Genomic DNA, 25,552 nt, shown 5'->3' with positions numbered 1-25,552 from the left:
ATTTATTTTATGTCAAGAATAGTTCGAATTACGCCACCTTTAACCGATGAACAAGTAGCCGGATTGAAAAGCGGTGACCGAGTTCTAATCAGCGGAATTGTTTTTACTGGTCGTGACGCGGCGCATAAACGGATGTTCGAACTGCTGAAATCTGGACAGAAACTACCGATAGATTTACTCGGGCAAATTATCTATTACGTGGGACCAACCCCTGCTCGACCTGGTAAGGTTATCGGTTCTGCGGGACCAACCACGTCTGGTAGAATGGATATTTATGCTCCTGCTCTTCTTGCCTATGGATTAAAAGGAATGATTGGAAAAGGAATGCGAACCACAGAAGTTAAAGAGGCAATTAAACAATATAAAGGAGTCTACTTTGCGGCAACCGGTGGCGCAGGCGCATTATTAGCGAAAACGATAAAAAAAGCTGAACTTGTTGCTTATCCCGAATTAGGACCGGAAGCTATCTACCGGCTAGAAGTAGCAGATTTTCCGGCGATTGTTATTAACGACTGTTATGGAAATGATTTATATCTTGAAGGAATTAAGGAATATTCGCAATTGAAATAAACGTATGGATACAATCATATACGGAGGGCGAATCGTTTCTGAAGATAAGGTTTACCAAGCTCATATCGGGATTAAAGGAGAAAAAATTGCTGTATTAACTCCTAAACTCGCTATACCAAAGAACATTCCAGTGATTGATGCAACAGGTAAGTATGTCTTTCCCGGCGGAATTGATGTTCACACTCATTTTCAATTAACTATCAAAAAAGGACTATCTACTTCAGAGACATTTACCACCGGAACGATGGCAGCTGCTTGCGGTGGGATAACCACAATTATTGATTTTGCTACCCAACAAAGAGGGGAATCGTTATCTCAAACTATCAAAAAAAGAAAACAAGAAGCGGACAATCAGGTTTGCATTGATTATTCGTTACATTGCGCTATAACCGATTGGAATGAACAATCGAAAAAAGAATTATCAAAACTGGTTGAATTAGGGATTCCGAGTTTTAAATTCTTTATGGTATATGGAGACCGTGGATGGAATGCAGATGATGCGGTGTTATTTTCCGCGTTAGAAGAAGCAAGGCGCCTTAATGCATTAATTATGGTTCACGCGGAAAATGAGGCGATTATCAATCTGCTCACGCAACGATATGGCCAACGCGAATTTAGAAAAAAATTTGGCACTTATGCATTATCACTATCACGGCCGAATTTTGTCGAAGTAGAAGCGATACATCGGGTCATAACCTGGGCGGAAGCAACCGGTGGTGCTCTTTATATCGTGCATACGTCAACCGGTGAAGGAGTAACTGCGATACATTCTGCTAAAGCCAAGGGAATAACAGTTTTTGCGGAATCATGCCCGCAATATTTATTACTAACCGATGCGGTTTTCAAAAAGAAAACCGGATACCTATACGCCACATGTCCGCCGGTACGAACCAAACAGGATATCGCAAAACTCTGGCAGCATCTCGCTGACGGAACCATTGATATTGTTGCAACTGATACCTGTTCCTTTACACGAAAACAGAAATCGCGAGGGAGTAACGATTTTCGGAAAATCCCCTATGGCATACCAGGGGTCGAGACGATAATACCTTTGCTCTATTCAGAAGGAGTCAGAAAAAAACGCATTACCTTAACCCAACTGATTCAGCTTGTTAGCACTAATCCTGCAAAATTATTCGGGTTATATCCAAGAAAAGGAACTATTCAAGTTGGAGCTGATGCAGACCTGGTCATTTTCGACCCTAAACAAGAAAAAATTATTTCCCCTAATACATTATCTACTGCTTGCGATTGGTCTCCCTATCAGGGGTATCGGATAATTGGTTTACCAATATTGACCCTGTGTCGAGGGAAAATAGTCGCACAGAACGGAACCTTTATTGGTCAGCCGGGCTATGGGAAGTTTATCGCTCGGTTTATCAGTTCACCGTTCTGCAAGCTGATTTCATCAACGCATTATTAAATTTTAGGAGGTGAAATAATGCTCATCATCAAACGCGGGCTCTGGTCTTGGTTCTTACAACGAATTACTGGCTTGTTGCTAGTGGTCGGAATGGTTGTGCATTTTATCACATTACATTTCGAATCGCATGAACCGATAACTTTTGAACGTGTGACAACTCGATTACAAACACATGCTTGGCAGATATTTGATTTAACCTTACTTGGTCTAGTCTTATATCACGGATTAAATGGACTCTGGGCAGTATTACTCGATTTTGCACCAAATGAAAAAGTAAAAAATTATCTCGGATGGTTCGTTACTCTTTTTGGTATAGCAACATTTATCTTCGGGTTCTGGGCATTAATGGCATATACAAAATAAATCACTTTTGAACTCGAAAATGGAGAACTAGATATGATTCGATTAATTAAGGAGTTAATAAAAGATAGTTTTCTCAATCCTAATATGGGAATGGGGTCATTCTGGATTCAACGGATTACCGGTGTATTATTAGCGCTTTATATTTTCCCGCATATCCTTATCATTAGTACTGCAGCTATCTATGGCGGAAATGCATTTACGAAACTGATAAACGCTCTGAACAATCCTATTGTTTGGGTGCTAGAACTAGCGATGATTCTAGGTGTAGCATTTCATCTTCTTAACGGATTACGGATTATTTTGGTTGATTTCTTCCCGTTAAGTCGCAAACAGCAGCAAATGTTATGGCTGGTATCTATCGGTTGTTTTGTCATTTTTGTGTTTAGCATCGTTACGTATTTCCCAAAATTTGTTTTATATGCAGGTGGATATATTTTTGTCAAATAGCTTTTTCGCTTTTTAACTTGGTGAAAGGTTTTCTTGATGTATCAGGCTCCATTCATAAAGAAGGAGGGACGAATCCCGTGATTTACCATAAAGTTATTGTTGTTGGCGGCGGATTAGCTGGTCTCCGCGCAGCTATTGCGGTTAGTGAACATAATATGGATGTCGCAATAGTGTCTAAAGTTCATCCAGTTCGTTCACATTCCCTAGCGGCACAAGGTGGAATCAATGCTGCGTTGGGTAATCATCCAAAAGGACGATATGATACCCCCCAACTCCATGCTTATGATACGATTAAAGGCAGCGATTTTTTAGCTGATCAGGATGCAGTAATGATTATGACTGAAGAAGCTATACCACGAATCTATGAAATGGAACATTGGGGTTGTCCATTTTCTCGAACTGTTGATGGGAAAATTGCGCAACGACCATTTGGTGGCGCGGGATTTCCTCGAACCTGTTATTGTGCGGATAAAACCGGACACGTTTTATTACACACATTATATGAACAAACTATTCGTCACGAAATTCCGGTTTATGAAGAATATATGGTAATCGCCTTAGTAGTAGAAGATAATACTTGTCAAGGAATTATAACCCTAGATTTACGCTCGGGCAAAATCGAACCAATGATGGCGGAAGCGATAATTTTTGGAACCGGAGGTGCTGGGAGAGTATACCGGAACACAACCAATGCGTATATTAGTACGGGGTTAGGTATGGCGATACCCTATTGGGCAGGAATCCCGCTAAAAGATATGGAATTTGTCCAATATCACCCAACAACATTATACGGGACAAATATTTTGATTACTGAAGGTGCACGCGGTGAAGGTGGTTATCTATTAAACAATCGCGGTGAACGATTCATGGAAAAATATGCGCGCGATGCAATGGAATTAGCGCCACGCGATATCGTTGCTCGAGCTATCCAAACAGAAATTGATGAAGGACGCGGGTTCGAAAAAGCTTATGTCCATCTCGATTTGCGGCATCTTGGTCAGGAAAAAATTATGGAACGGTTACCTGGGATATGGGATATCGCGGTTCATTTTGCCGGTGTTGACCCGATTAAAAAACCTATTCCGGTTCAACCTGGTCAACATTATACGATGGGCGGAATTGATTGTAATGCTGACGGTGAAACTCGAGTTGCTGGATTCTTTGCAGCAGGTGAGTGTGCATGTGTTAGCGTTCACGGCGCGAATCGGTTAGGTGGTAATTCTCTACTCGAAACTATTGTTTTCGGAGCGCGCGCCGGTAACGCTGCGGTTAACTATGTTACAAATAAAAAAGCGAATCGTAAAGGAAAAGATATCCTGCTCCTGAAAGCAAAAGAGCAAGAAAAAAAACTCAATGATTTCTTCCAGGTCAATGGAACTGAAAGAACCGCTGCAATTAAAGACGAACTTGCATTTACTATGGTTGAGAAAGTTGGAATTTTCCGAACGGAAGCTGAAATGAAAGATGCAGAGCAAAAAATAAAAGAACTGAAGGAACGATTTAAAAAAGCGCAAATTGCTGAGTTCGGGTTACGGTTCAATTTTGACTTAGTCTGGCATCTAGAGTTGGAGGGAAACCTAGCAGTCGCTGAAGCTATAGTAGCTGGCGCGCTTGCTAGAACCGAAAGTCGCGGGTCGCATTTTCGTCGCGATTTTCCGAAACGAGATGATACGAACTGGTTGAAACATACGATTGCTGAATATACCCTTGAAGGACCAAAACTAAGTTACCGACCGGTGACGTTAGGCATATTCGAGCTTGTAGAAAGGAAATATTAATATTACAGAAGACACAGATTTCTAAATCCGATTACATCGAGTCAAATAAAAATAAATTTGTGTAATTTGGATTTATATATCTGTGTATTCAATGTTCATTTTAGTTATGATTACTTTCAAAATATTTCGATATGACCCAACGAAAGATAAAACTCCGCATTTTGATTCCTTTGAAGTGAATACAAAACCCGGCATGACAGTTCTAGAAGGATTGTATTTTATTCGTGAGTATCGTGATGGTTCATTAGCATTTCGTTCCTCTTGTCGAGCAGCGGTATGTGGTTCTTGTGCCATGCATATCAATGGGCAATATCGGCTCGCCTGTGAAACGCAAATTGCCGCATTAAAAGCACAAACGGTTACGATTCGTCCCCTAGCCCATCTCCGTGTATTAAAAGATTTAATTGTTGATATGGAACCGTTCTGGCAAAAACTCCATCTCATTAAACCGTATCTAATGCCCGGGACACCTGCACCAGTCCAAGAACGACCGCAAACACCGCAAGACCAAGAGAAATTGATGGGAATAATCGATTGCATCCTTTGCGGGTCCTGTTATTCTTCTTGCACGGTAACGTTAACCGATCCAAACTATATCGGACCCGCCGCATTCTTGAAAGCAAATCGATTTTTGATTGACTCACGCGATAATGCGGTCTCTGAACGATTACGGTTAGTTGATGGTGAACATGGCGTATGGCGATGTCATACTATATTCAACTGTCAGAAAGTTTGTCCGAAAGATTGTGACCCTACCGGAAGTATTGCGAATCTAAAACGGCACTTGATCGCTAAAAAAACCGGAATAACCATGACTTAAACTGTTTAAACCAAACCGCAGATTAATATCATTGCGCTTCAAGAGATACACGCTGCAATCACTACCTACTCTAAAACTCGGTTCGCTCAAAACCACCATCATATTTGATCAACGGTTCAATTGAATCGGGTTCGATAAATCAAATCGTTACATTATAAATATTACGTATCAGGAAACAATTCTTTCTAAACTGACAAAAGCCTAATTAAGAGATAGTTCATTGCGGTTTAGATGCCTTCTACGATAAAATATAATTTTACAGTTCATATTAGGGAAAAATCAGTGACTTTGCTTATAATCTCAGGAGATAACATGTGTAATAAACATCGATTATTGTCACTTATAATAATATTAATAATATCCATTTCCCCAGTTTGTTTTGCAGAAAAAAGCAGTGAAATATTAAAAAATATTCAGGATAGATTTGATACACTTTCTACATTGAAAGTTTCAATTTCTCAAACGAATATTGAATTTACTTCAATGTCAACAACAACGTATATCGGAACGCTCTTTTACCAAACTCCGGATAAATTGCGAATCCATTATACTAAACCTACCGAGCAAATTATAGTTTACGATGGAAAATATTTATGGATATACACTGCAGAATTAAAACAGGTTACCAAGCAAAATTTGCAATCTGTTTCTCTACCGATTCATTTACTTCCTTTTATCGGAGCTAAGAATATTGACCGAAATGAATTCCGCAAAACCTATTCAATTCAATTGATGAAATCTGAACTTCTTTCTTCTATTACCACTTATCGAATTAAATTTAAACCGAAAAACAATGTAGATAAAAAACCGGAATTGATATTTTGGTTTAACCGAATAACCTATCTGCCGGTTAAAACAAAAATTATAGACCCGTCAAACGTTAATATAACTTTAACTTTTTCTGAATTTGAACCAAATATTGAGTTCACAACAAATTTATTTGCATTATCAATTCCGCCAGATTGCGAATTGACTGATTTAACTTCTCTGAATAGATGAAAAAAACAAAACATGAGCGTAGTAACAATCATCGCATTACGTTTAGCATAATCAGTCTCGGTTGCCCAAAGAATTTAGTTGATAGTGAAATTGTAATCGGAACGATGCAGTATGCTGGTTATCGGATGGTATCCGACATAGAAAAAGCCGATATTCTATTAGTTAACACTTGCGCGTTTATTCAACCGGCTATAGATGAATCATTTCAGACCATCCGCGATCTGGTTAAATTGAAGCAGACTCAAAGGAACAAAAAATTATTCATACTCGGTTGTCTTCCGCAACGAGAACAAGAAACGATTTTAACTAAATTTCCTGAAATTGACGGATTAGTTGGGGTTGGTGAATTTTATCAAATTGTTAACTTAATTAAACACGCAGAACGAACAAAACCCATCATTGCTATTGCACAACCAACCTTCATTTATACCCATACGACTCCACGCCAACTCGCTACTCAACCGCATACTGCTTACGTTAAAATTGCTGAAGGATGTAATCATTACTGTTCATTCTGCACCATTCCGCGGATTCGCGGTCGCTTTCGCAGTCGCCCGATCGAATCTATTGTTGCTGAAGTAACCCAGCTAACTCGGTCTGGAGTTAAAGAGATTAATCTTATCGCACAAGATATTACCGCATACGGGAGCGATCTGTATAACGGCTATGCTTTAGTATTACTCCTAAATAAACTCGTTAAAATACCTGAACTACGCTGGTTGCGACTCCTGTATACAAATCCAGCAAATTTTTCTGACGAATTAATTGAAGTCATTGCACGGGAAGATAAAATATGTAAATATATAGATATGCCTATTCAACATATTGATGATACAATTTTAAAACAAATGAATCGTAATACATCAAGTCAACAGATTAAAACGTTATTAGCGAAATTGCGTAACCGGATACCTAATATAACGATTCGCACCTCACTCCTAGTCGGATTTCCTGGAGAGTCCGACCGACAATTCCAACGGTTAGTCAAATTTATTCAAGAACAGAAATTCGACCGATTAGGGGTTTTTCCATATAGCCGAGAAAAACAAACTACAGCATATTATCTTAAACCTCAGCTTCCGAAAAATGTTAAACAGCGTCGGGCAGAAATTATTATGCAAATACAGTATCCGATAGTTCTTCAGAAAAACCAGATGCTACTTGGAAAAGAAATGACAATTCTGCTTGATACTGAATATGATGTAAAAGAGCGAATTTATATCGGAAGAAGTGAATTTCACGCACCGGATATCGACGGTGTAATCTATGTATGGAATAAAAGTAAACGAAAAATACTTCCAGGAGATATTATATCAGCTAAAATAGTCGATATGAACGATTATGATTTAATTGCTGAATGCTAATGAACGTTGCAGGATTTTGATTAAACAACTTAAAAATAATGCGATGCTTTAAATATCAATCTTCTATTCTTAAACTCTATTATGAATCTTGCAAATAAACTTACATTTAGTCGAATTATTGCTATTCCGTTTGTTATGGGTGCGATATTATTTGAAAATGCAACAAACGGATACACTATCCATAGTCAAATTCTTATCGTAACGAGCAAATATGTAGCATTATTGATTTTTATCGCCGCTACGCTCACTGATTTATATGATGGACGCATCGCCCGAAAACGGAAAATTATAACGCCATTCGGTAGTTTTTTTGACCCAATCGCTGATAAGCTTTTAATTAGCACTGTATTTATTTGCTTTGTCGAATTACGAATCATGCCCGCATGGATGGTTGTAATCATCATCGGGCGCGAGTTTATTATCACCGGACTACGCATCCTTGGCGCGAAAAAAGGCGAAGTTATCCCTGCAGGTCCATTAGGTAAATATAAAACGGTTTCGCAAATGGCAACTGCAATAGTTATTCTCTTATATTTGGCAATTAAAGATACAATGCGGATATACGGAACTTGGAATGACCAGGTGGATGTATGGATTTATGGTGCGATATATCTTCTAATGGTATGGACGGTTTTAGCAACGGTAATCTCCGGCGTAAGTTATATTAAGCGGCACCGACATTTAATTCGTGAGGTGGTCGAATAGGCGTGCAGAAGGTTATCCCGATATTTATTGCAACTGGTTTTTGTAGCGGATATAGTCCGGTTATTCCCGGCACAGTAGGAACGATAGTTGGAGTTATAATATATCTTCTATTTCGAAACTTTACTTGGTGGCAATACGGCATTACGCTCATTGCTTGTATTGCGCTAGCCATTTGGTCTGCGACAATCGCAGAACAGCAGTTTCACCAAAAAGATTGCCCAAAAATTGTAATTGATGAAATAATTGGGTATTTAATTGCTATGTTTCTTAACCCTTTTAGGGTAAAATATATAGTAATAAGTTTCGTTATATTTCGGATCATTGATATCATTAAACCATATCCGGGTCGACAAAGTCAAAAGTTATCCGGTGGACTTGGGATTGTTGCGGATGATGTTATTGCCGGAATCTATACAAACGTATTACTTCAAATAATGTGGAGATTTAACGTTATTTAAATCTTATAACAAAACCACCAATTTAACTGGAGTGAATGTTATGAAACGAATTATATTCAGTTTCGCAGTATCCATTGTAATTGGAGTCGTTGGTTGCATTCAATTGAGTTTTGCCGATATTATTATCTTGAAAAACGGACGGCGAATCACCGGGAATATCATCGGCGAAAGTCCAACCACGTTAACCGTGAAAACCGTGGTTGGCACCACTACCATTAATCGCAATTTAGTTGCTGAGATCCAACAAGAAGACCAAGAAGTAAATCATATTCGTAACGGGGATTATTATATGGATAAAGGTGATTATGCCGCTGCAACGACCGAATATACAGCTGCACTACGTCTCAATCCTAATCTGGTAGAAGTTCAAAATAAATTGAATGAAGCTTTAGCGAAATTAACGCAAACCAATATTCAACGGTTAGCCCCAATGTTTGCTGAAGGTGACCGATTGTTAACAAAAGGATTCTATGACGATGCAATAAAATCATTCCGTGAAGTTGCTCGAACTCATCCAGAACCTGAGTATATTACAGAAGCGAACCGTAAAATTGAAGAAACTTGTAAAGCGTTAATAGCTAAAGGCGATGAGTATGTTGTTTTAAAAAATTATAATAATGCATTAGAACTATATGCGAAAGTCACAATGTATAATACTGGCGAGTTAGCAAATCAAAGTATCGCAAAAATCAAGGAACTGGTAACGAGTTTATTTGCTGAAGGAGATGCTTATCTAGAAGCACAGGATTTTGCTAAAGCAGCGCAAAAATATCAGCAGGTTGATGCTAGTTATCCTGGGCCTAATATAGATAATCTGGTTAAAGAGAAAACGAAACAACTTGCGGTTCAGCTTCGGTATAAACCACAGGCTGGTGAACGATGGAAATACAAGATGACCCTGAAAACGGTTATGAAAATTCCGCAGGGAACTATGCCAACAGTTAATCAAGAATTCGACCTTTCTGGGACCCTACGGAATAGAATTGAAAAGGTCGAAGGTGATGAATTTGATATGATTTCATCTGTTGATGGCTTGCAGCTGACTATGAATGTTGCTGGGATGAAACAAAATGTACCAATTCCAGATATGCAAAGGAAATCGTTCAGTTCAAGAATATCAAATCTCGGCAAACCAGTCAGAATAGTTGATCTAAGCAGCATTTCTGGCGAAGGAATTATGGGCACGGAATCAATGTTCATTGGAGTTGGCTCCGGTTATCTATCCACCTTACCCTTAGATACGGTTCGGGTAGGAGAAAAATGGTTGGATCCAATTAATCAACAGATTAATCTCGGTTCCCTAGGAAAGATGAATGTGAACGGACGTATTCGCTATACACTAGTTGGATTTGAAGAGATAGGGAAATATGCTTGCGCTAAAATTGAAAGTAAATATGAAGATATACAATTGACCTTTAATGGTACGGTTAAACCAAGACCAGACCAACCAGCGCAACAGACTAAAATAACCGCAACAATGAATGGAACCGGTACCATATATTTTGCTTATAAAGAAGGGAAAATGGTTCGAACTTCAGACAGTATGAATTTAGAGTTTAATATTGCTACTTTTTCCGGTGGCGGAGTTACTCCCCAGCCAATGGGTCCGACCCTTGAAGCGGGACCTATGGGTCGCGGACCGGTTGGGCCCGAAGGTATGCCACCAGAATTAGGTGGGCAACCACCTATGCGGGGACCTGAGGCAGGCCCTGCACCGGGTCCAATGATCGAACCTCAAACTGGAGGTACACCTAGTCCGCTTCAGCAAACAGGTCAAATGAAATTTACGGGAACTATATATAGAGATTTAATGTTAACGGAATAACCACAAAAACCTAATTTTAAGTGGGAAATCTATGATTTGCAGAACAACTGTATCCAGTTATTGTGCATATTGATCAAACAATTTCCCCCATTCACTAGCGAGAATTTTTTTCACTCGACGTTTTCCGATAAATGGATACCAATAGACATCGTGATATAACCGGGAAGCGCAATATGACCACGGAACAAGTGGACTCCGTAATAATATATGCTCAAACGGTTTCAAACAACCGTAATAAATTGCTTTTTGGCCGCGACTGGCAAAGGTATCCCCAGTTTTAAATTGAAAATTAATTTCTGAAATATCTTCGCCGACTATTTCCATTTCTTTCACATCAGCGGTTCCCAATCCTTTTTCAGCTGCCAACCGCAGATATTTGATAGATAACGGATCAAATCCCATCATTTTCGCTGCTACCGCATCAATTGCTACCTGGTCCGCTGAAGCAAGTAGATAGTTTTTGATATGTGGAATCATGGCACGAGGACCTGGTCCTGACCCGGCAATTGTCCCATCCATCACCGCAAATAAACCCGGATGTATTTCTTGTTGGATTACCAACAAATCGACTAACGTTTCGTGGATAACACTATGCGTCCAATGTCGATTATCGTGAAGTAAACCGCCAAATGCATTTTTCATTGCTCCGGTTGTGGTAGTAAACACATGGGTTTTCATCGTCGGTAGATGAACGGCATTTTTCCCAATAAACATTTTTGGGATAGTTATTCCTTTTTTAAAAACCCTATCTAGCACTAACATCGGCGTTTTCGGTTCATAGGTAATCCATTCGATATGCGGTTCATAGAGATAAACAAATTCAAGTTGGTGTTTCTTTAAGACTGAAACTAGATGATTTTTTACCGCACCGATTTTGGGATCAACAACTACGGTTCGATTCTGCGCTGGGATTAAGCCACTATATCCAGCATTTCGCAAAGTTTGAATAACCCCGTCGAATTGCCACGGTGTGGTTGAACAGGCAGGATAATAATGATGCCAGGAAATATTGATTTTTAAGATCGTCTCATTTTCTTTTGGTAAAAATTTCTCAAATTCAGCTAACTGCATTACTCGCTGGATATCTGTGATAACCGTTTCTGGCGAAGTTTTAACCACTGCTACTTTTGCTTTCTTCATAACCTAAACTCTACAAAACGCTTTTTCTAAAAATACATTAAAGATTATTCTTGTTTTCTTAAATATAACTTGCTTTTTAGATAATTATACCCTAAAATTAGTTGGTTTCAAATAGAAATACTTTTGAAGAAAAATAAGCCTATGAACATCATATATTTTATTTGCGGATTTCTTGTTGGGGTTGGATTAGTTCTCCTAATTAATTGGATACGGAAAAAAGATGCACAGACTATTGCACAAGCATTGGTTGCCCAAACCGAAACTCAAAAGATGCAGGATGTTGAAGGATTATTGAATCGTATTAAAGATTCGTTTGGGGCAATTTCACTCGATATATTATCGAAAAATACCGAAGCATTTTTGAAGCTCGCAAATGAAACGTTATCAAAACAAACTCAAATTGGTGAAAAAGAACTCGAAGGGAAACAGAAACTCATTGACCAAACATTACAATCAATGAAATCGGATTTATTAAAACTGCAAGATTTGGTTACCCAGTTCGAAAAAGACCGAGAACAAAAGTTCGGTGCGTTAGCCACACAATTACAATTAACCGCAGAACAAACCCGCAGACTATACGAAGTAACCGGTCAACTCCAATCAGCATTAGCGAGTTCTAAAGTTCGTGGACAATGGGGAGAACGAATGGCGGAAGATGTTCTTCGTCTAGCAGGGTTTATTGAGGGAATAAATTATTTCAAACAACAAAAGCTTGAAACTGGAACCACTCGACCGGATTATACGTTTTTCTTGCCGCAGGGATTGAAATTAAATATGGATGTCAAGTTTCCGTTGGATAACTTTATCCAGTATATGAACGCTACAACTGATGCTGAGAAGGAAGCATATAAAAAACAGTTCTTAAAAGATGTTCGGTCTCGAATTAAAGCAGTAACTACTCGAGATTATATTAATCCTGAAGAACATACCGTAGATTATGTTCTAGTATTTATACCCAACGAACAAGTCTATGGATTTATTCATGCTGAAGACACAACTTTACTTGATGATGCGTTGAAAAATAAGGTTATTCTCTGTTCGCCAATAACGCTGTATGCGATTTTAGCGGTGATCCGACAAGCAGTAGATAATTTTAATTTAGAAGAAACTGCAACGCATATCCTATCACTTCTCGGAACCTTTTATAAAGAATGGCATGCATTTTTGAATACGTTAGAAAAAATGGGAAAACGCATTGAAGATGCTCAAAAAGAATATACTGCGTTAATCACTACTCGAAAAAATAAACTGGATAAAGCGCTCGCCAAAATAGAGGAACTACGAGTACAAAAACAATTACCGATACCCGAAATTATTGATACCCAACTCATTGAACAGGAGAAAGTATATGAAGAAAAATAGTCATGGTTTTACCTTAATTGAACTTTTGATTGTTGTAGCGATTATTGCGATTCTTGCTGCGATCGCGATTCCGAATTTTTTAGCAGCGCAAACTCGCGCAAAAGTATCTCGAGTGAAAGGAGAGTTACGAACAATTTCAACTGCTATTGAATCATACTATGTGGATAATAATAGCTATTTGCAGGACTGGCGGGCTAATCCTGGTGATTATCAAGTTAGTATCCATACCGAACTAACTACACCAGTATCCTACTTAAGTTCAGTTTCATTTCGAGACCCGTTTAGCGGATATGCAACTTGGAACGGTATGCCGATAAACTATAAGGTATTCAATTATAAGAAACTCGGCGGACCAGCAGTATCTCCCGGTGGATATTGGAACTGGGCGGATTTAGTGCCAAGTTGCATTGACCATAATGCATATTGCATCGAAAGTCTGGGTCCTGACCAGAAATATCAAGCGGTTGAATGGTATGATTACCGTCCTGATGATGACGCTAACCAAATCTGGCGGATTTACGACCCGACAAATGGAACAATTAGTGTCGGGGATATCTGCCGATTAGGTGGTAGTTCTTTCCACGCAACACCCTAGATTTTGCAGAAAGTAATGTCCAAACCCTAATTCAATTCTTGTAAAAGAATGTCACCCCAACAATAGCAAGAACATGGTCTATCTTCCATGTTTTTACCGATATAATCATTTGGATTTATTAAAGTTACATATATAATTTACAACTTCTACATTAAGCATAACAATTCCGCACTTATATCTGGAGTTGAACCCGAATTGAACCGATCAATTCGGGTTTTTCTCCGTATCGTCATACAATTCATGGTTAAGTCAACGACTAAATCTATTCTCGATATTTATGAGATTTCTTTTAAATATATTATCCCGCTGTCCGAGTTCAAAATCTATATAATATTCACACCCGAACGCAACGATTGTAACTAATAAAACAAAAGTACTACCTTTGCACAAAAGTGGTCTTTGCTAAATCTTTACTTATGGGACAACTATCTGCGGTCGGATTCCATTTAATATATCATCAGTTACCATAATTTTATACTACCTCTGAGGATTCGAGTACAGAACTATATTGTTCTTCAAATAACCGTGCATAATATCCATCCTGATTTATCAGTTCATAATGGGTTCCTTTTTCAATAATCTTACCATCATCAAGAACAATGATTATATCTGCATTCATAACCGACGACAACCGATGCGCAACAATAAAACAGGTTCGGTCAGCCATAAGTTTATCGAGAGTCTTCTGAATTTTCGATTCCGTTTCTGCATCTAATGAGCTGGTACAATCATCTAGCAGTAGAATATATGGATTGGTTAATAATGCGCGGGCTAATGCCAATCGTTGTTTCTGTCCTCCAGATAAAGTGATACCCCGTTCTCCGATTTCCGTCTCATATTTTTTTGGCAGCCCTTCGATAAACTCATGGAGTTCAGCAGCTTTTGCTGCAGCGATAATTTCTGTATCTGTCGCATCCATTCTCCCATATCTGATATTAGAACTAATCGTTCCGGAAAACAAAAAACTTTCCTGCGGAACGAAACCAATTAAACGCCGTAAATTGGATATTTTTATATCCCGAATATCATACCCATCTATGAGAATAGCACCTTTCGTTACATCATACAAACGGAGCAGTAAACTCAACAAAGTGCTTTTCCCGCTTCCGCTCGGACCAACGATGCCGACCACGGTACCAACTGGGATATCCAAATCGATATTTTTCAAAATTGGATTATCATCAAACCGATAGGTAAATGATACTTGTTTGAATTGAATGCGGTTTTTGACTGCGGATAATTCAATGGAGTTTGGTTTATCCAAAATCAATATCGGTTCATCAAAGACCTCAAATATCCGATTGATACTCACCATAACCCATTGGATAACTGTATTAATTTGTGTTAACCGAACAATTGGCCCGTAGAGATAGATAATCGATGATTGGAACGCAATAAAGCTCCCTAAGGTTAATTGTCCACTCCGAATTAGTAAGCCACCGTAACCGATGATTATTATTGTTCCGACCCCGCTAATAATTCCAGCTATCGAACTTAACGAAGTATTAAGCATGGTATTGCGAAGATTAAATTTTAAATAATCCTTAATTTTCTGGTCGAACCGACGAATTTCGAATTCTTCCTGCGCAAATGATTTAACTAATCGAACAGCACTAAGCCGTTCACCTAATAATCCATACATCTCAGATACTTTCTCGCGAATCTTACGACTTATTTCTCGAATATGTTTAACAAAAAAGTTATAGTTGAATACATAGAACGGTAATACCGTCATCGCCATCAAAGCTAACTGCCAGTTAAACCAAAACATAACCCCGATAACCGCAATCACCATTATAACATCGGTAAACATCGTGATAAATCCACCGGTTACTAAATGCTGTACCGTAGCAACATCATTCATAACCCGTGCCATAATTTTTCCCGTTAACCGCTGATCGAAATAACTCATCTGGAGTTGACCGAGTTTTTCGTGTAATCGACGTCGAAGATGGAATACCACCCGTTGCCCGAGAAATGAAATAATGTATTGCAACGCAAAAGAAATAAGTCCTCGAGATAAATGGATACTGATAAACCCGAGCAGAACAATTAAAAGCAATTTGTCATCCTGATGCGGGATAACCTGGTCAACCAGCATTTTAGTTAAAAACAGCATCGGTAACCAAAGAAACGTCACCAATGCCATCAACACCGATGCCTGCAGTATCATAACCCAGTATGGTTTGATGAACTCTTGTAATAACCTCACAAAATTTTTCATAAAATCTCACCTTATCTCTCCCATCCGACGACTGATTGACTTCTTCGCTTTATCTATTTACCTGCAGTAGCTATCTTAAACGGTATCGTAAACTGGCGTTTATATAACGTTGCATAAAACCCATTTGGTTTCTTAACTAATTCTTGATGGCTTCCTATTTCGACGATTTTCCCCTTATCCATAACAACGATAATATCGGATCTAATAATCGTTGATAATCGGTGCGCTATAATAAAGCAGGTTTTTCCGCGCATAACGTTAGACAACGCTTTTTGAATTAAAGCTTCTGATTCAGAATCCAGCGAGGATGTAGCTTCATCCAAAATGAGAATTGCTGGTTCTCCAACCACTGCCCGTGCAATCGATAGCCGTTGTTTCTCACCTACTGACAATTTTATTCCCTCTTCACCGAGTTTTGTTTCATATTTTTCCGGTAACTTAGAGATAAACTCATGGATTTCAGCAACTTGCGCTGCTTTTACAACCTGTTCATCCGATGCTTCCGGTTCACCATATCGAATATTTTCTTTGATTGTTTCATTATACAACGCTGGATCCTGTAACACCACACCAATCTGGTTCCTTAATGAAGCTAAGGTAATATCTCGGATATCATAACCATCAATAGTAATTCTTCCTGCGGTAACATCGTAAAAACGCAGCAAGAGACTAGTTAATGTAGTTTTTCCACAACCAGTATGACCAACTAAGGCAACTATTGTTCCAGGTGCGATGTCGAGATTGATATCATCTAATACCTTTTGGCCGGGGAGATATTCGAATGAAACATGCTCAAAGGTGACTCGTCCTCTGATTTTCGGTAATGTTATGGCATCTTTTTTTTCTTTAACCTCTGGAGCAGTATCAAAAATTTCGAAGATACGTTGGAGCGATATTCCTGCTTGCTGAATAGTATTAGCAATTTCAGTTAATCGCGCAGTTGGGCTATATAGGTAAGCTGCCCATGCGGAAAATGCCATCATTTCGCCAACGGTCATCTGCTGATGTAACACATTCCATGCACCAAAACATAAAGTTACCGCACTCCCTACCCCACTAATAATTCCTCCGATACTTGAGAACGTCATCCCGAGAAACGCTGCATGCATATTCATATCTAAAGCCTCACGACTATCAGCAACAAATTCTCGAGTTTCGAATTTCTCTTTGGAAAAAGTCTTAACAACCTGCATTCCAGAAATCCGCTCTTCTAAATCCGACATAATCTGATCCATTTTTTCACGAACAGCTCGATGCGCTGCACGACGGCGTCGTTTAAAGAATCGAAAGTTAGCCGCATAGAATGGAAGGAAAGCAAATACTGTTAATGTCATCATCCAATTCATTTTGAATAGGATTACCACCACAAATATCAGCGTAAATAAATCGGTAATAACGCTAATCGTTGCACCGGTCATCACATTCTGCACCATGGTAACATCATCCATCATACGGGAAATAATCGCACCGGTATTCATACGGTCATAGAAACTTAAGGAAAGCTGTTGTAACGTTTTATACAATTGTAGGCGAATATCATAAATCACCCGCTGACCGATATAGGTTATAGTATATGAATTATAATACGAGCAAAATCCTTGAATAATAAATATTCCGAACATAACTAAACAAAGAGGAATAAGCCAATCCCAATGCTGTTTTCCGATGATGTCGTCAATAAAGAACTGTAACAGTTTCGGCATTAAGAGATTTAATGCGGTTAACAAAAAGGTCAGAAAAATCGCTAAAATGATTTTTTTCCAATATGGCTTAAGAAAACGGATAAACCGTAGGGCAAGATAGTTTGTCATAAGTGAACTTTACACAATGCAGATCCAACTATTCGATTCATTCGCAATAAATAACTATATCATAAAACGCTTAATGGATTGTGATAGTTATAATCAAGGTTACTTTTATCTCTTTAGAATTTATTTCTAGTGTATAATAGGCTTTTGAAATAGGGTTGGTTTGACGTGTTGAATTTTACATTAATCAATCTTCACCAAGGTAAGCATATTTAACTTGCGGATTTTGTAAAAGGTTAGACCCGGTATCGTTAAGCACGACGTTCCCGGTTTCAAGGACATACCCGCGATGTGCGGTCTGTAGTGCCATTAACGCATTTTGTTCGACTAACAGGATAGTAGTTCCATGGCGATTAATCTCTTGAATTATCCGGAAGATAATTTCAACGAATTTCGGCGCTAATCCGAGCGATGGCTCATCTAAAAGTAATAATTTCGGCTGTGCCATTAATGCTCGAGCAATTGCTAACATCTGTTGTTCTCCACCCGATAAGGTTCCACCTAATTGATATCGTCGTTCTTTTAATATCGGGAACAACGTAAATATTTTTTCAAGGTTGTGCACAATTTCAGTTTTATTTACTCGGGTAAATGCGCCCATTAGCAAATTCTCTAATACCGTTAATCGCGAAAAAATGCGTCTCCCTTCAGGAACATGACAAATGCCAAGTTTAACTATTTCATCCGGTGATTTACGACTAATCTCTGTTCTTCCAAACCAGATAGAACCCGCACTCGGTCTTATCAACCCGGAAATAGTTTTTAATGTAGTCGATTTTCCAGCGCCATTCGCACCAATTAACGCAACAACCTCTGTTTCAGCGATCCTGATATCTATCCCTTTAAGTGCACTGATATTTCCGTATTTAACCTCCAAGCCTTTTAGCTCTAACATACCAATACAGATTATATAAAATATATTTAATATTAACCTGATTTCCCAAGATAAGCTTCAATAACCCTTGGGTCTTTTCTAACCTGCTCCGGGGTACCTTCAGATATCTTAATACCATAATCAAGCACTGCAACCCGATCGGAAATATTCATCACCACTTTCATATCATGTTCGATTAATAAAATAGTTATTCCCTGTTCTCTGATTTTTAACAATAATTGCATTAAAGACGCGGTTTCTTGGGGATTCATACCAGCAGCAGGTTCATCTAATAGTAGCAATTTCGGTTGAGTCGCTAACGCGCGTGCAATTTCAAGCCGGCGTTGGTCTCCGTAGGGCAAACTATTAGCTAATAGATTTGTTCGGTCAGCTAAGCCGACAAAACCTAATAATTGATAAGATTGGGCTATAGTTTCTTCTTCTTCCTTTTTCATACTTGGGAGCTGGAAAAGAATATGAAAAAATCCTGATTTCGTCCGACAATATCGAGCCACCATAACATTCTCTAATACGGTCATATTCGCAAACAATCGGATGTTCTGAAATGTTCTACCGATTCCATACCGTGTGATTTCATACGGTTGTTTTTTGAATAAATTATATTTCTTGCCATCAAAGTACATTTTTCCTGATGTCGGTTGATATAAACCAGTTAAACAGTTGAAAAAAGTTGTCTTCCCAGCACCATTCGGGCCGATGAGACTAACAATTTCACCGTGGTTGACAACTAAATCGACTTTCTCAACCGCAGCTAATCCACCAAAATATTTGGTCAACCCTTCGATTTCAAGTAATGCCATATATATAAAATAAGTCTGAATTTCGAATATCGAAATCCGAAATCATTAAATTCAATCTATATAATTTATTTCTTTTCTATCTCTGATAAGACTTCATCTTCAGCTAGTTTAATTTTCTCTTCAGTAGGATGAAGTTCGAGATACCGGCGTTTACTACCAAACAATCCTTGAGGCCGAAAAAGCATCAAAAGAATCATCGCTAGACCAAATAATAACATCCGATAACTTTCAAATCCGCGTAAACGGAGTAGTTCAGGTAATATCGCTAAAATAATTGCGCCAACAATCGCACCAGGAATACTTCCTAATCCACCAAGAACTACCATGCTGACTACAATTACGGATTCCATAAAAGTAAAACTTTCTGGGGAAATAAATCCTTGACGCGAGGCAAAAACACATCCAACTAATCCAGCAAATGTCGCTCCGAGTGAAAATGCTAGCCATTTCAACCTAGTCACCGGAATTCCCATAGTTGCTGCTGCCACCTCATCTTCTCGAATCGCTACCCAAGCTCGACCAATGCGGGATTGGTCAAGGCGTCTTACAATAAAAACGGTTAGTAAAATCAATGTTAAAATTAAATAATAAAAAAATACCTCAGAACTAAATATGATCGGGAAAAAATGAACAGTACGAATTAAAATTGGAGGAGCTAGATTATCCATCCCGCGTGGTCCATTCGTTACTGATTCCCAATTGTTCAGAATAATCCGAACGATTTCACCAAACCCTAGGGTTACTATCGCTAAATAATCGCCTCGAACCCGCAAACTAGGTATGCCGAGTAATAATCCAAAAACAGCGGTAATAATTCCGGCAATAGGTAATGCAACCCAGAAGGAAAGTGTAAAAAAAGTATTTAAAATCGCATAGGTATATGCGCCGATTCCAAAAAAAGCGATATATCCTAAATTCAATAACCCGGTAAACCCGAGAACAATATTTAAACCTAACGCAAGCATAACATAACATCCAACATCAAATAAAATATGGATAATATATAAATTCTGATACCACGCGTTACTTATCGCTAATGGGAAAATAAACACCACTAAATAAATTATCCAAATTTGGATTGCTCTACTCTTCATATATGGTATTTTTTTGTATTCTCCAAGTTTTTCCTGTTCTCTTTGCGAAAATCAATGTCCTTAGGTTTCCACTCTTCGGGGTTTACGACTTTTCCCCAAACAAACCTGAAGGTTTAAAGATTAATACAATTACTAATATTCCAAACGCAAAGGCATCTTTATATGCGCTCGAGATATATCCGGCACCAAAACTTTCTAATACCCCCAGTAATATGCCACCAAACATTGCGCCAGGTATATTTCCGATACCACCGAGAACGGCAGCGGTAAACGCTTTAACCCCTGCAATATATCCCATATCATATTTGACTACTCCATAATACATCCCAACCATAACGCCAGCAGCCGCACCTAATGCTGACCCGATAAAAAATGTTGTCGCAATAACTCGATTGATATTGATTCCCATCAGCGCTGCAGCATCACGGTCTTGTGCGGTTGCACGCATCGCTATTCCAAGCTTAGTTTTTTTGATAAATAACTCTAATCCTACCATCAAAAGAATACAGAAAATTATAATAAATATCTGAAGATAACTAATCCGAGCATTGTTCAACATAATTGCTCCTTCCGGAAAAATCGACGGAAATATTTTATTTTCTGACCCAAAAATCAGCATCGCTGCGTTCTGAAGCACGAGTGAAACCCCAACTGCAGTAATTAACGGCGCTAATCGCGGTGCATTTCGTAGTGGACGATATGCCAGACGTTCTATCGTTATACCTAACCCTGCACAAAATAACATTGAAACGATAAAAATTATTGGAAGGAGATATATCGCATTACCTGAAGCTATTAGTGTTGGACCAAATACTGAGACTACGAAAACACCAATATATCCTCCAATCATATAAATTTCACCGTGAGCGAAATTTATTAACTGAAGGATTCCATAGACCATAGTATAGCCCAAAGCAATGAGTGCATATATTGCTCCCAAAGTTAATCCATTTATAAGCTGTTGGATAAACATAATGTGAAAATAATCCTGATAGAATCCTATTGCTTAAATCATAATTTTACTCATAACAATACTTTGTATCGTTTACTTTTCTTTTAACATTAAGCTTGAGTGAATAAGTTCAACCAGTTCTTCTGGAGCTTTTGTGCTCGTGTCAATAACCAAATCCGCTTTCGCATAATATGGTATTCGTTCGTGCAACAACTCTTTAATGCGCTGTAACGGATCAGCAACTTGTAATAATGGTCGAGTCGTATCAGACTGTATTCGTTTATAAATTACCTCCGCAGGCGCAGTTAACCAGAGAATGATACCATTTGATTTCATTACCGTAACATTTTGTTCACGGAGAACAATCCCACCGCCTGTCGCAATAACTTGTTGGTTTTTTTGCATTATTTCTCTAATAACCGCCGATTCAACATCGCGAAAATAAGGTTCGCCAAATTTTGCAAATATTGTCGTGATAGACATTTGAAGTCTCTCTTCTATTACAGCATCCGTATCAATATAACTCCAGTTTAATTTTACGGCTAAAAGCTTCCCAATCGTGGTCTTCCCGGTTCCCATAAATCCGGTAAGGATAATATTATTTGGTTTTTCCATAATCTGATCGAATTAATTTTTTATATTTGTAACATACACCGTTTTGCAAAACCTGATTGAAATGATTTGAAATGATTGATTTTAACCTCTATTGTTAACTGCACCACCAATAGATCCTCATAACACCATATTTACTATATTATCTATACATAAGAGGTTATACCGTAAACTTTGCACAGCATTTCAATACTCAAAATTAATAAAGAATTATAGTGAAAAACGCTTGAACTCGTCTATATATTTTAGAAAATACTAGGGGTTTGATTAACGTCTTTATTCAGCAGAAAATGCGGAAAGTTCAACGGAAATTGGATAAGGTTCAATAGGAGTTGTACTATAAGCTGCATAACCATTTTGTGCCATGAGAACATAAACCGTTTGGGTATCAGGGTCATAAGCCAATCCACCAGAATCGTTTAGGTTGGTAATTGTTTCTTCTAACGGCGCAATAGCTGTTGTCATAGGTTTTCCATTAAATCCTAAAGTATAAATTAACGCACCAGTTGAATTAACGGTTGCACCATTATATGTTGTTACCGGTCCATAGGGATTGCAAGCGAATCCAATTAACCAATTCCGTTCCGAAACATAGCGTAAATCAGAAATCCCACTATTGTAAAATCCATTGTTATCGAATGCTGCATCATTATACCAATTCGTTCCGGATTTAAAATATCGGCGTAGACCCGAAGTGAGCCCTTTGGTATACACTCTATCACTAGTTTCTATTGCAAGTCCATATAATCCGTTAGAACCCACGTTAATTCCAGTTGGAGCAGCGGTTTCTAATAACTTGAACGTAGAACCATTCGATGTTGTGAATATATGAAACCAACCAGAAGAAATACCACTCGTAATATAAATTCTGGTTTGGGTTCCGGAACCGTAAACATTAATAACCCGTCCCGCTGGTGCTGATAATGAAGTTTGGCAAGCGAGATAACAACGAGCCGATTCATTTGCCCAGCGATATATTCGGAATGCAGATTGGTCGTAGTTACAAGCATAAATCACCCCGGTTGTATCAACATCAATTGCCATTAGATTTCGAATACCGGTCCCTATTCCATCATTATCTAATCTACCGATATCAGAACCGTCACGTGCACTAACAATATGGATCGTCGTATTTAAAAAATCAGTAATGAGTAAATGTTTAGTCATCGGATTTAATGCCATATCTCGATAATAATCTGAAGTGGGTATGAACCAACTCGGTGGATATCCGGTCCACCCTTCAACAGAATTGGTTAAATGCCTTTTCCACTTTACTGGTAATTTATGGATAGCCCGCGGTACTGGAATAAGTTGGACTGGCAAGCGATGAAATGGGTCAATTGCGCGGTCAATTACTACCGCAAGAATTTCGCGAGTCACCCCACTGTTTGGCAAATAGGTTGTTCCATCTGCCCAACCACGAGTATATCCACGTTCTTTAAAAACCTGAACAGCAGTAAATGCACTATGGGTACTGGAAACATCCGTAAAATACGGGATCCAGCTGGTTGGATTTCCGTATCCGGTTTGCTCCCATATAAACAATGCGAGTTCAGCTCGGGTTAAGGTATCGGTTGAAATAATATTTATATAATTTGAAGTAATACTATCGAATCCTAACGCTATTGAAACTGCTTGACCAGCATTAAATTTCGTTTGGATTTTTGTCGGATAGAAATAAGAATATTTTATCCAGCTTTCGGTACTATCTGTAGCCATAAAAACGCCCGATAATGAAGTCCGATTAATTGCTTGAAATGACCAACGAGAATCTTCAACATCGCTATATGGGAAAAGAGCAGCTCGTGCATCGAGTAAAACCTGTTGTAATTGACGAATATTTACCCGCCTCGGTTGAATGGCAGACAAGCAGGATATAGCAGCTGCAGCTCCTGCTGCTTGTCCAGTCAGGATAACTATTGGTTGGAGTCGAGTTGCACCGTTAACGATATGCGTTACTCCGATGTTCTTTTCTGCGGCCATAAATCCATCCATTTGTTTAGGAAGCAAACTCCCATAAGGAATTGTTAAGGTTTGATTCTTCGGATAATTTTCGCCCTGTATCCGAAACGGATTGTTTGTATCTGGATGGAATTTTTTATGATGATGGTCAATTGAATAATTACCTACTGCCACACTGGTCTTATATAGATCACCGGATGGTGTACCATATCGATCCGTCACATCCGGAAGTCGATACGTTACTGCACTAACCATTCTACGACACTCGCGAATATAAGGATAAAATGGTAAGTGGTCAGCTGTTGGATATTCCGTGGTATCCAAACCGATCGTTTTGGCACCATAAACATTTTGAATATAATACAGAAAACCTAACGTTTCATTCTTCGCGGAATCAAGTGCTATTAAACGTTGTGTCGGGGACATTTCTATTAAGTTTCCTTCCCAATCATTGCCGTGGATTGGCCAGTTAATCATAAATTTCCGATTCTGCAATTTTCCATAACTCATCATATAATTAAAATTATAAACCGTATGTAAATGGATCGTTATATCGCTTGTTGTTTCGAGAATACTTCCATCATATTTGCTAGCATCATATCCAGGCGGCTTAGGGATTAAAACTGTATCTGGTGCGTAATTTTTGAATATCGCACAATATGTTATATCCTGTACCAAGTCATCTGCAGTTGTCGGAGCCGCATATTCACCGGTATCAGATTGCGCTTCTCGGCCAATTTTATATTCCACACCGGCAAGTGGTAAAATATCGCCGTACTCAGTTGCATCAATGGTTACATGAGCATAAATAGTTATGGTATCATTGGTGTGCGTCTGAATCACTGCACCTAAAACAGTATTGGAACTTACCAACACTTGAACACAGGTGGAATTAAATAAAGTTGTTATTCGAGAAGTAGTCGAAACCAATTGCTGCCATGCGATATTTCCCACTTTCGGTTCAAAAGCAAAATCGGTAACCCAGCATCCAGTGTTTGTACTCGCAACACTTCCATAATAATTAGCGATGGTAGTACATACTTCTCTGAATAAACCTGTACGCAGTGTACCATTATTTCCATCAAAACAACTTACTCCAGCAGAACTCATCATTCCACCAAGCCAAGGAGTATTTTCGACTAATATAACACTTACTCCTAACCGAGCTGCTTGGATTGAAGCTGCAACTCCGCCGCAACCACCACCAATTACAAGTACATCAGTAGTGATGATACTACTTGCAGCAAATACTATAGACTGACTACATAGAACAAGAGTTAGGATCAATAAGAAAAATTTTCTAAACATTATTACCGCCTATTTTGGATAATTGAATTTTCCTGTTTTCGCAGCTAT

21 protein-coding genes and 1 pseudogene are annotated in these 25,552 nt (G+C 38.6%); 13 read left to right on the top strand and 9 right to left on the bottom strand.

Annotation, left to right across the window (positions count from 1 at the left end):
* Window positions 1-9: 9 nt before the first annotated feature.
* The 11 genes from N3A72_09260 to N3A72_09210 all read left to right on the top strand — a co-directional run bounded on the left by N3A72_09260 (window position 10) and on the right by N3A72_09210 (window position 10,752).
* Window positions 10-570 carry a Fe-S-containing hydro-lyase gene (locus tag N3A72_09260; GenBank protein ID MCX7919772.1) on the top strand — a complete coding sequence of 187 codons (561 nt, stop codon included), beginning with the start codon at window positions 10-12 and terminating at the stop codon, window positions 568-570.
* 4 nt (window positions 571-574) lie between these two features.
* Complete coding sequence (gene hydA / locus N3A72_09255; protein MCX7919771.1) at window positions 575-1,993, top strand: dihydropyrimidinase; 1,419 nt, start codon at window positions 575-577, stop codon at window positions 1,991-1,993.
* Window positions 1,994-2,011: 18 nt separating this feature from the next.
* Window positions 2,012-2,356: a succinate dehydrogenase, hydrophobic membrane anchor protein gene (gene sdhD, locus N3A72_09250; GenBank protein MCX7919770.1), complete on the top strand. Its 345-nt coding sequence runs from the start codon at window positions 2,012-2,014 to the stop codon at window positions 2,354-2,356.
* Between the two features lie 33 nt (window positions 2,357-2,389).
* Complete coding sequence (gene sdhC, locus N3A72_09245) at window positions 2,390-2,803, top strand: succinate dehydrogenase, cytochrome b556 subunit (protein ID MCX7919769.1); 414 nt, start codon at window positions 2,390-2,392, stop codon at window positions 2,801-2,803.
* Between the two features lie 77 nt (window positions 2,804-2,880).
* A complete protein-coding gene (locus N3A72_09240; protein MCX7919768.1) occupies window positions 2,881-4,581 on the top strand; it encodes an FAD-binding protein in 1,701 nt (566 codons plus the stop codon).
* A 91-nt stretch (window positions 4,582-4,672) separates the two neighbouring features.
* Window positions 4,673-5,401 (top strand): succinate dehydrogenase iron-sulfur subunit, encoded by a 729-nt coding sequence (locus tag N3A72_09235; protein ID MCX7919767.1) that lies wholly within the window; start codon window positions 4,673-4,675, stop codon window positions 5,399-5,401.
* A 312-nt stretch (window positions 5,402-5,713) separates the two neighbouring features.
* The gene (locus N3A72_09230) at window positions 5,714-6,400 is read left to right on the top strand and encodes an outer membrane lipoprotein carrier protein LolA (GenBank protein MCX7919766.1); all 687 of its coding nucleotides are present in this window, start codon (window positions 5,714-5,716) and stop codon (window positions 6,398-6,400) included.
* Entirely contained in the window at window positions 6,397-7,764 is a 1,368-nt protein-coding gene (rimO, locus tag N3A72_09225; GenBank protein MCX7919765.1) for a 30S ribosomal protein S12 methylthiotransferase RimO, read from the top strand. The genes N3A72_09230 and rimO overlap by 4 nt, the downstream gene beginning before the upstream one ends.
* Before the next feature lie 81 nt (window positions 7,765-7,845).
* Window positions 7,846-8,469, top strand: a complete 624-nt coding sequence (pgsA, locus tag N3A72_09220) for a CDP-diacylglycerol--glycerol-3-phosphate 3-phosphatidyltransferase (protein MCX7919764.1) — start codon at window positions 7,846-7,848, stop codon at window positions 8,467-8,469.
* Window positions 8,470-8,471: 2 nt separating this feature from the next.
* Window positions 8,472-8,927, top strand: a complete 456-nt coding sequence (locus N3A72_09215) for a phosphatidylglycerophosphatase A (protein ID MCX7919763.1) — start codon at window positions 8,472-8,474, stop codon at window positions 8,925-8,927.
* A 40-nt stretch (window positions 8,928-8,967) separates the two neighbouring features.
* The gene (locus N3A72_09210; protein ID MCX7919762.1) at window positions 8,968-10,752 is read left to right on the top strand and encodes a tetratricopeptide repeat protein; all 1,785 of its coding nucleotides are present in this window, start codon (window positions 8,968-8,970) and stop codon (window positions 10,750-10,752) included.
* 57 nt (window positions 10,753-10,809) lie between these two features.
* Here N3A72_09210 and N3A72_09205 read toward each other — a convergent pair whose 3' ends face one another.
* Entirely contained in the window at window positions 10,810-11,892 is a 1,083-nt protein-coding gene (locus N3A72_09205) for a DUF362 domain-containing protein (GenBank protein MCX7919761.1), read from the bottom strand.
* A 141-nt stretch (window positions 11,893-12,033) separates the two neighbouring features.
* Here N3A72_09205 and N3A72_09200 point away from each other — a divergent pair, with 141 nt between their 5' ends.
* Both N3A72_09200 and N3A72_09195 read left to right on the top strand, forming a co-directional pair.
* Window positions 12,034-13,254, top strand: coding sequence for a DNA recombination protein RmuC (locus tag N3A72_09200; protein MCX7919760.1), 1,221 nt, complete (start codon window positions 12,034-12,036; stop codon window positions 13,252-13,254).
* A pseudogene (locus tag N3A72_09195) lies at window positions 13,241-13,333 on the top strand (prepilin-type N-terminal cleavage/methylation domain-containing protein). The gene N3A72_09200 and the pseudogene N3A72_09195 overlap by 14 nt, the downstream one beginning before the upstream one ends.
* A 988-nt stretch (window positions 13,334-14,321) precedes the next feature.
* Here the strand turns inward: N3A72_09195 and N3A72_09190 are convergent.
* The 8 genes from N3A72_09190 to N3A72_09155 form a co-directional block, all read right to left on the bottom strand.
* Window positions 14,322-16,073 carry an ABC transporter ATP-binding protein/permease gene (locus tag N3A72_09190; GenBank protein ID MCX7919759.1) on the bottom strand — a complete coding sequence of 584 codons (1,752 nt, stop codon included), beginning with the start codon at window positions 16,071-16,073 and terminating at the stop codon, window positions 14,322-14,324.
* A gap of 53 nt (window positions 16,074-16,126) precedes the next feature.
* Window positions 16,127-17,884: an ABC transporter ATP-binding protein/permease gene (locus N3A72_09185; GenBank protein ID MCX7919758.1), complete on the bottom strand. Its 1,758-nt coding sequence runs from the start codon at window positions 17,882-17,884 to the stop codon at window positions 16,127-16,129.
* A 184-nt stretch (window positions 17,885-18,068) separates the two neighbouring features.
* Window positions 18,069-18,776 (bottom strand): ABC transporter ATP-binding protein, encoded by a 708-nt coding sequence (locus N3A72_09180; protein ID MCX7919757.1) that lies wholly within the window; start codon window positions 18,774-18,776, stop codon window positions 18,069-18,071.
* Window positions 18,777-18,808: 32 nt separating this feature from the next.
* Window positions 18,809-19,582, bottom strand: a complete 774-nt coding sequence (locus N3A72_09175) for an ABC transporter ATP-binding protein (protein ID MCX7919756.1) — start codon at window positions 19,580-19,582, stop codon at window positions 18,809-18,811.
* Between the two features lie 59 nt (window positions 19,583-19,641).
* Window positions 19,642-20,670, bottom strand: coding sequence for a branched-chain amino acid ABC transporter permease (locus N3A72_09170; protein MCX7919755.1), 1,029 nt, complete (start codon window positions 20,668-20,670; stop codon window positions 19,642-19,644).
* 82 nt (window positions 20,671-20,752) lie between these two features.
* Window positions 20,753-21,643 carry a branched-chain amino acid ABC transporter permease gene (locus tag N3A72_09165; GenBank protein ID MCX7919754.1) on the bottom strand — a complete coding sequence of 297 codons (891 nt, stop codon included), beginning with the start codon at window positions 21,641-21,643 and terminating at the stop codon, window positions 20,753-20,755.
* Between the two features lie 72 nt (window positions 21,644-21,715).
* Window positions 21,716-22,237: a shikimate kinase gene (locus tag N3A72_09160; protein ID MCX7919753.1), complete on the bottom strand. Its 522-nt coding sequence runs from the start codon at window positions 22,235-22,237 to the stop codon at window positions 21,716-21,718.
* 273 nt (window positions 22,238-22,510) lie between these two features.
* On the bottom strand, window positions 22,511-25,504 hold the full coding sequence (locus N3A72_09155; GenBank protein MCX7919752.1) for an FAD-dependent oxidoreductase: 2,994 nt from the start codon (window positions 25,502-25,504) through the stop codon (window positions 22,511-22,513).
* Window positions 25,505-25,552: the final 48 nt, after the last annotated feature.

The organism is bacterium (genome assembly GCA_026416715.1).
Taxonomy (GTDB): domain Bacteria; phylum UBP4; class UBA4092; order JAOAEQ01; family JAOAEQ01; genus JAOAEQ01.
Note: the sequence above shows the minus strand (reverse complement) of the source record. Positions and strands in the feature narration are given on the sequence as shown.

What these genes read in the sequence shown, in the direction of transcription:
- N3A72_09260 (MCX7919772.1), top strand. Translation starts at nt 10, where the DNA reads ATGTCAAGAATAGTTCGAATTACGCCACCTTTAACCGATGAACAAGTA.
- hydA (MCX7919771.1), top strand. Translation starts at nt 575, where the DNA reads ATGGATACAATCATATACGGAGGGCGAATCGTTTCTGAAGATAAGGTT.
- sdhD (MCX7919770.1), top strand. Translation starts at nt 2,012, where the DNA reads ATGCTCATCATCAAACGCGGGCTCTGGTCTTGGTTCTTACAACGAATT.
- sdhC (MCX7919769.1), top strand. Translation starts at nt 2,390, where the DNA reads ATGATTCGATTAATTAAGGAGTTAATAAAAGATAGTTTTCTCAATCCT.
- N3A72_09235 (MCX7919767.1), top strand. Translation starts at nt 4,673, where the DNA reads ATGTTCATTTTAGTTATGATTACTTTCAAAATATTTCGATATGACCCA.
- N3A72_09230 (MCX7919766.1), top strand. Translation starts at nt 5,714, where the DNA reads ATGTGTAATAAACATCGATTATTGTCACTTATAATAATATTAATAATA.
- rimO (MCX7919765.1), top strand. Translation starts at nt 6,397, where the DNA reads ATGAAAAAAACAAAACATGAGCGTAGTAACAATCATCGCATTACGTTT.
- pgsA (MCX7919764.1), top strand. Translation starts at nt 7,846, where the DNA reads ATGAATCTTGCAAATAAACTTACATTTAGTCGAATTATTGCTATTCCG.
- N3A72_09210 (MCX7919762.1), top strand. Translation starts at nt 8,968, where the DNA reads ATGAAACGAATTATATTCAGTTTCGCAGTATCCATTGTAATTGGAGTC.
- N3A72_09205 (MCX7919761.1), bottom strand. Translation starts at nt 11,892, where the DNA reads ATGAAGAAAGCAAAAGTAGCAGTGGTTAAAACTTCGCCAGAAACGGTT.
- N3A72_09200 (MCX7919760.1), top strand. Translation starts at nt 12,034, where the DNA reads ATGAACATCATATATTTTATTTGCGGATTTCTTGTTGGGGTTGGATTA.
- N3A72_09190 (MCX7919759.1), bottom strand. Translation starts at nt 16,073, where the DNA reads ATGAAAAATTTTGTGAGGTTATTACAAGAGTTCATCAAACCATACTGG.
- N3A72_09185 (MCX7919758.1), bottom strand. Translation starts at nt 17,884, where the DNA reads ATGACAAACTATCTTGCCCTACGGTTTATCCGTTTTCTTAAGCCATAT.
- N3A72_09180 (MCX7919757.1), bottom strand. Translation starts at nt 18,776, where the DNA reads ATGTTAGAGCTAAAAGGCTTGGAGGTTAAATACGGAAATATCAGTGCA.
- N3A72_09170 (MCX7919755.1), bottom strand. Translation starts at nt 20,670, where the DNA reads ATGAAGAGTAGAGCAATCCAAATTTGGATAATTTATTTAGTGGTGTTT.
- N3A72_09165 (MCX7919754.1), bottom strand. Translation starts at nt 21,643, where the DNA reads ATGTTTATCCAACAGCTTATAAATGGATTAACTTTGGGAGCAATATAT.
- N3A72_09160 (MCX7919753.1), bottom strand. Translation starts at nt 22,237, where the DNA reads ATGGAAAAACCAAATAATATTATCCTTACCGGATTTATGGGAACCGGG.
- N3A72_09155 (MCX7919752.1), bottom strand. Translation starts at nt 25,504, where the DNA reads ATGTTTAGAAAATTTTTCTTATTGATCCTAACTCTTGTTCTATGTAGT.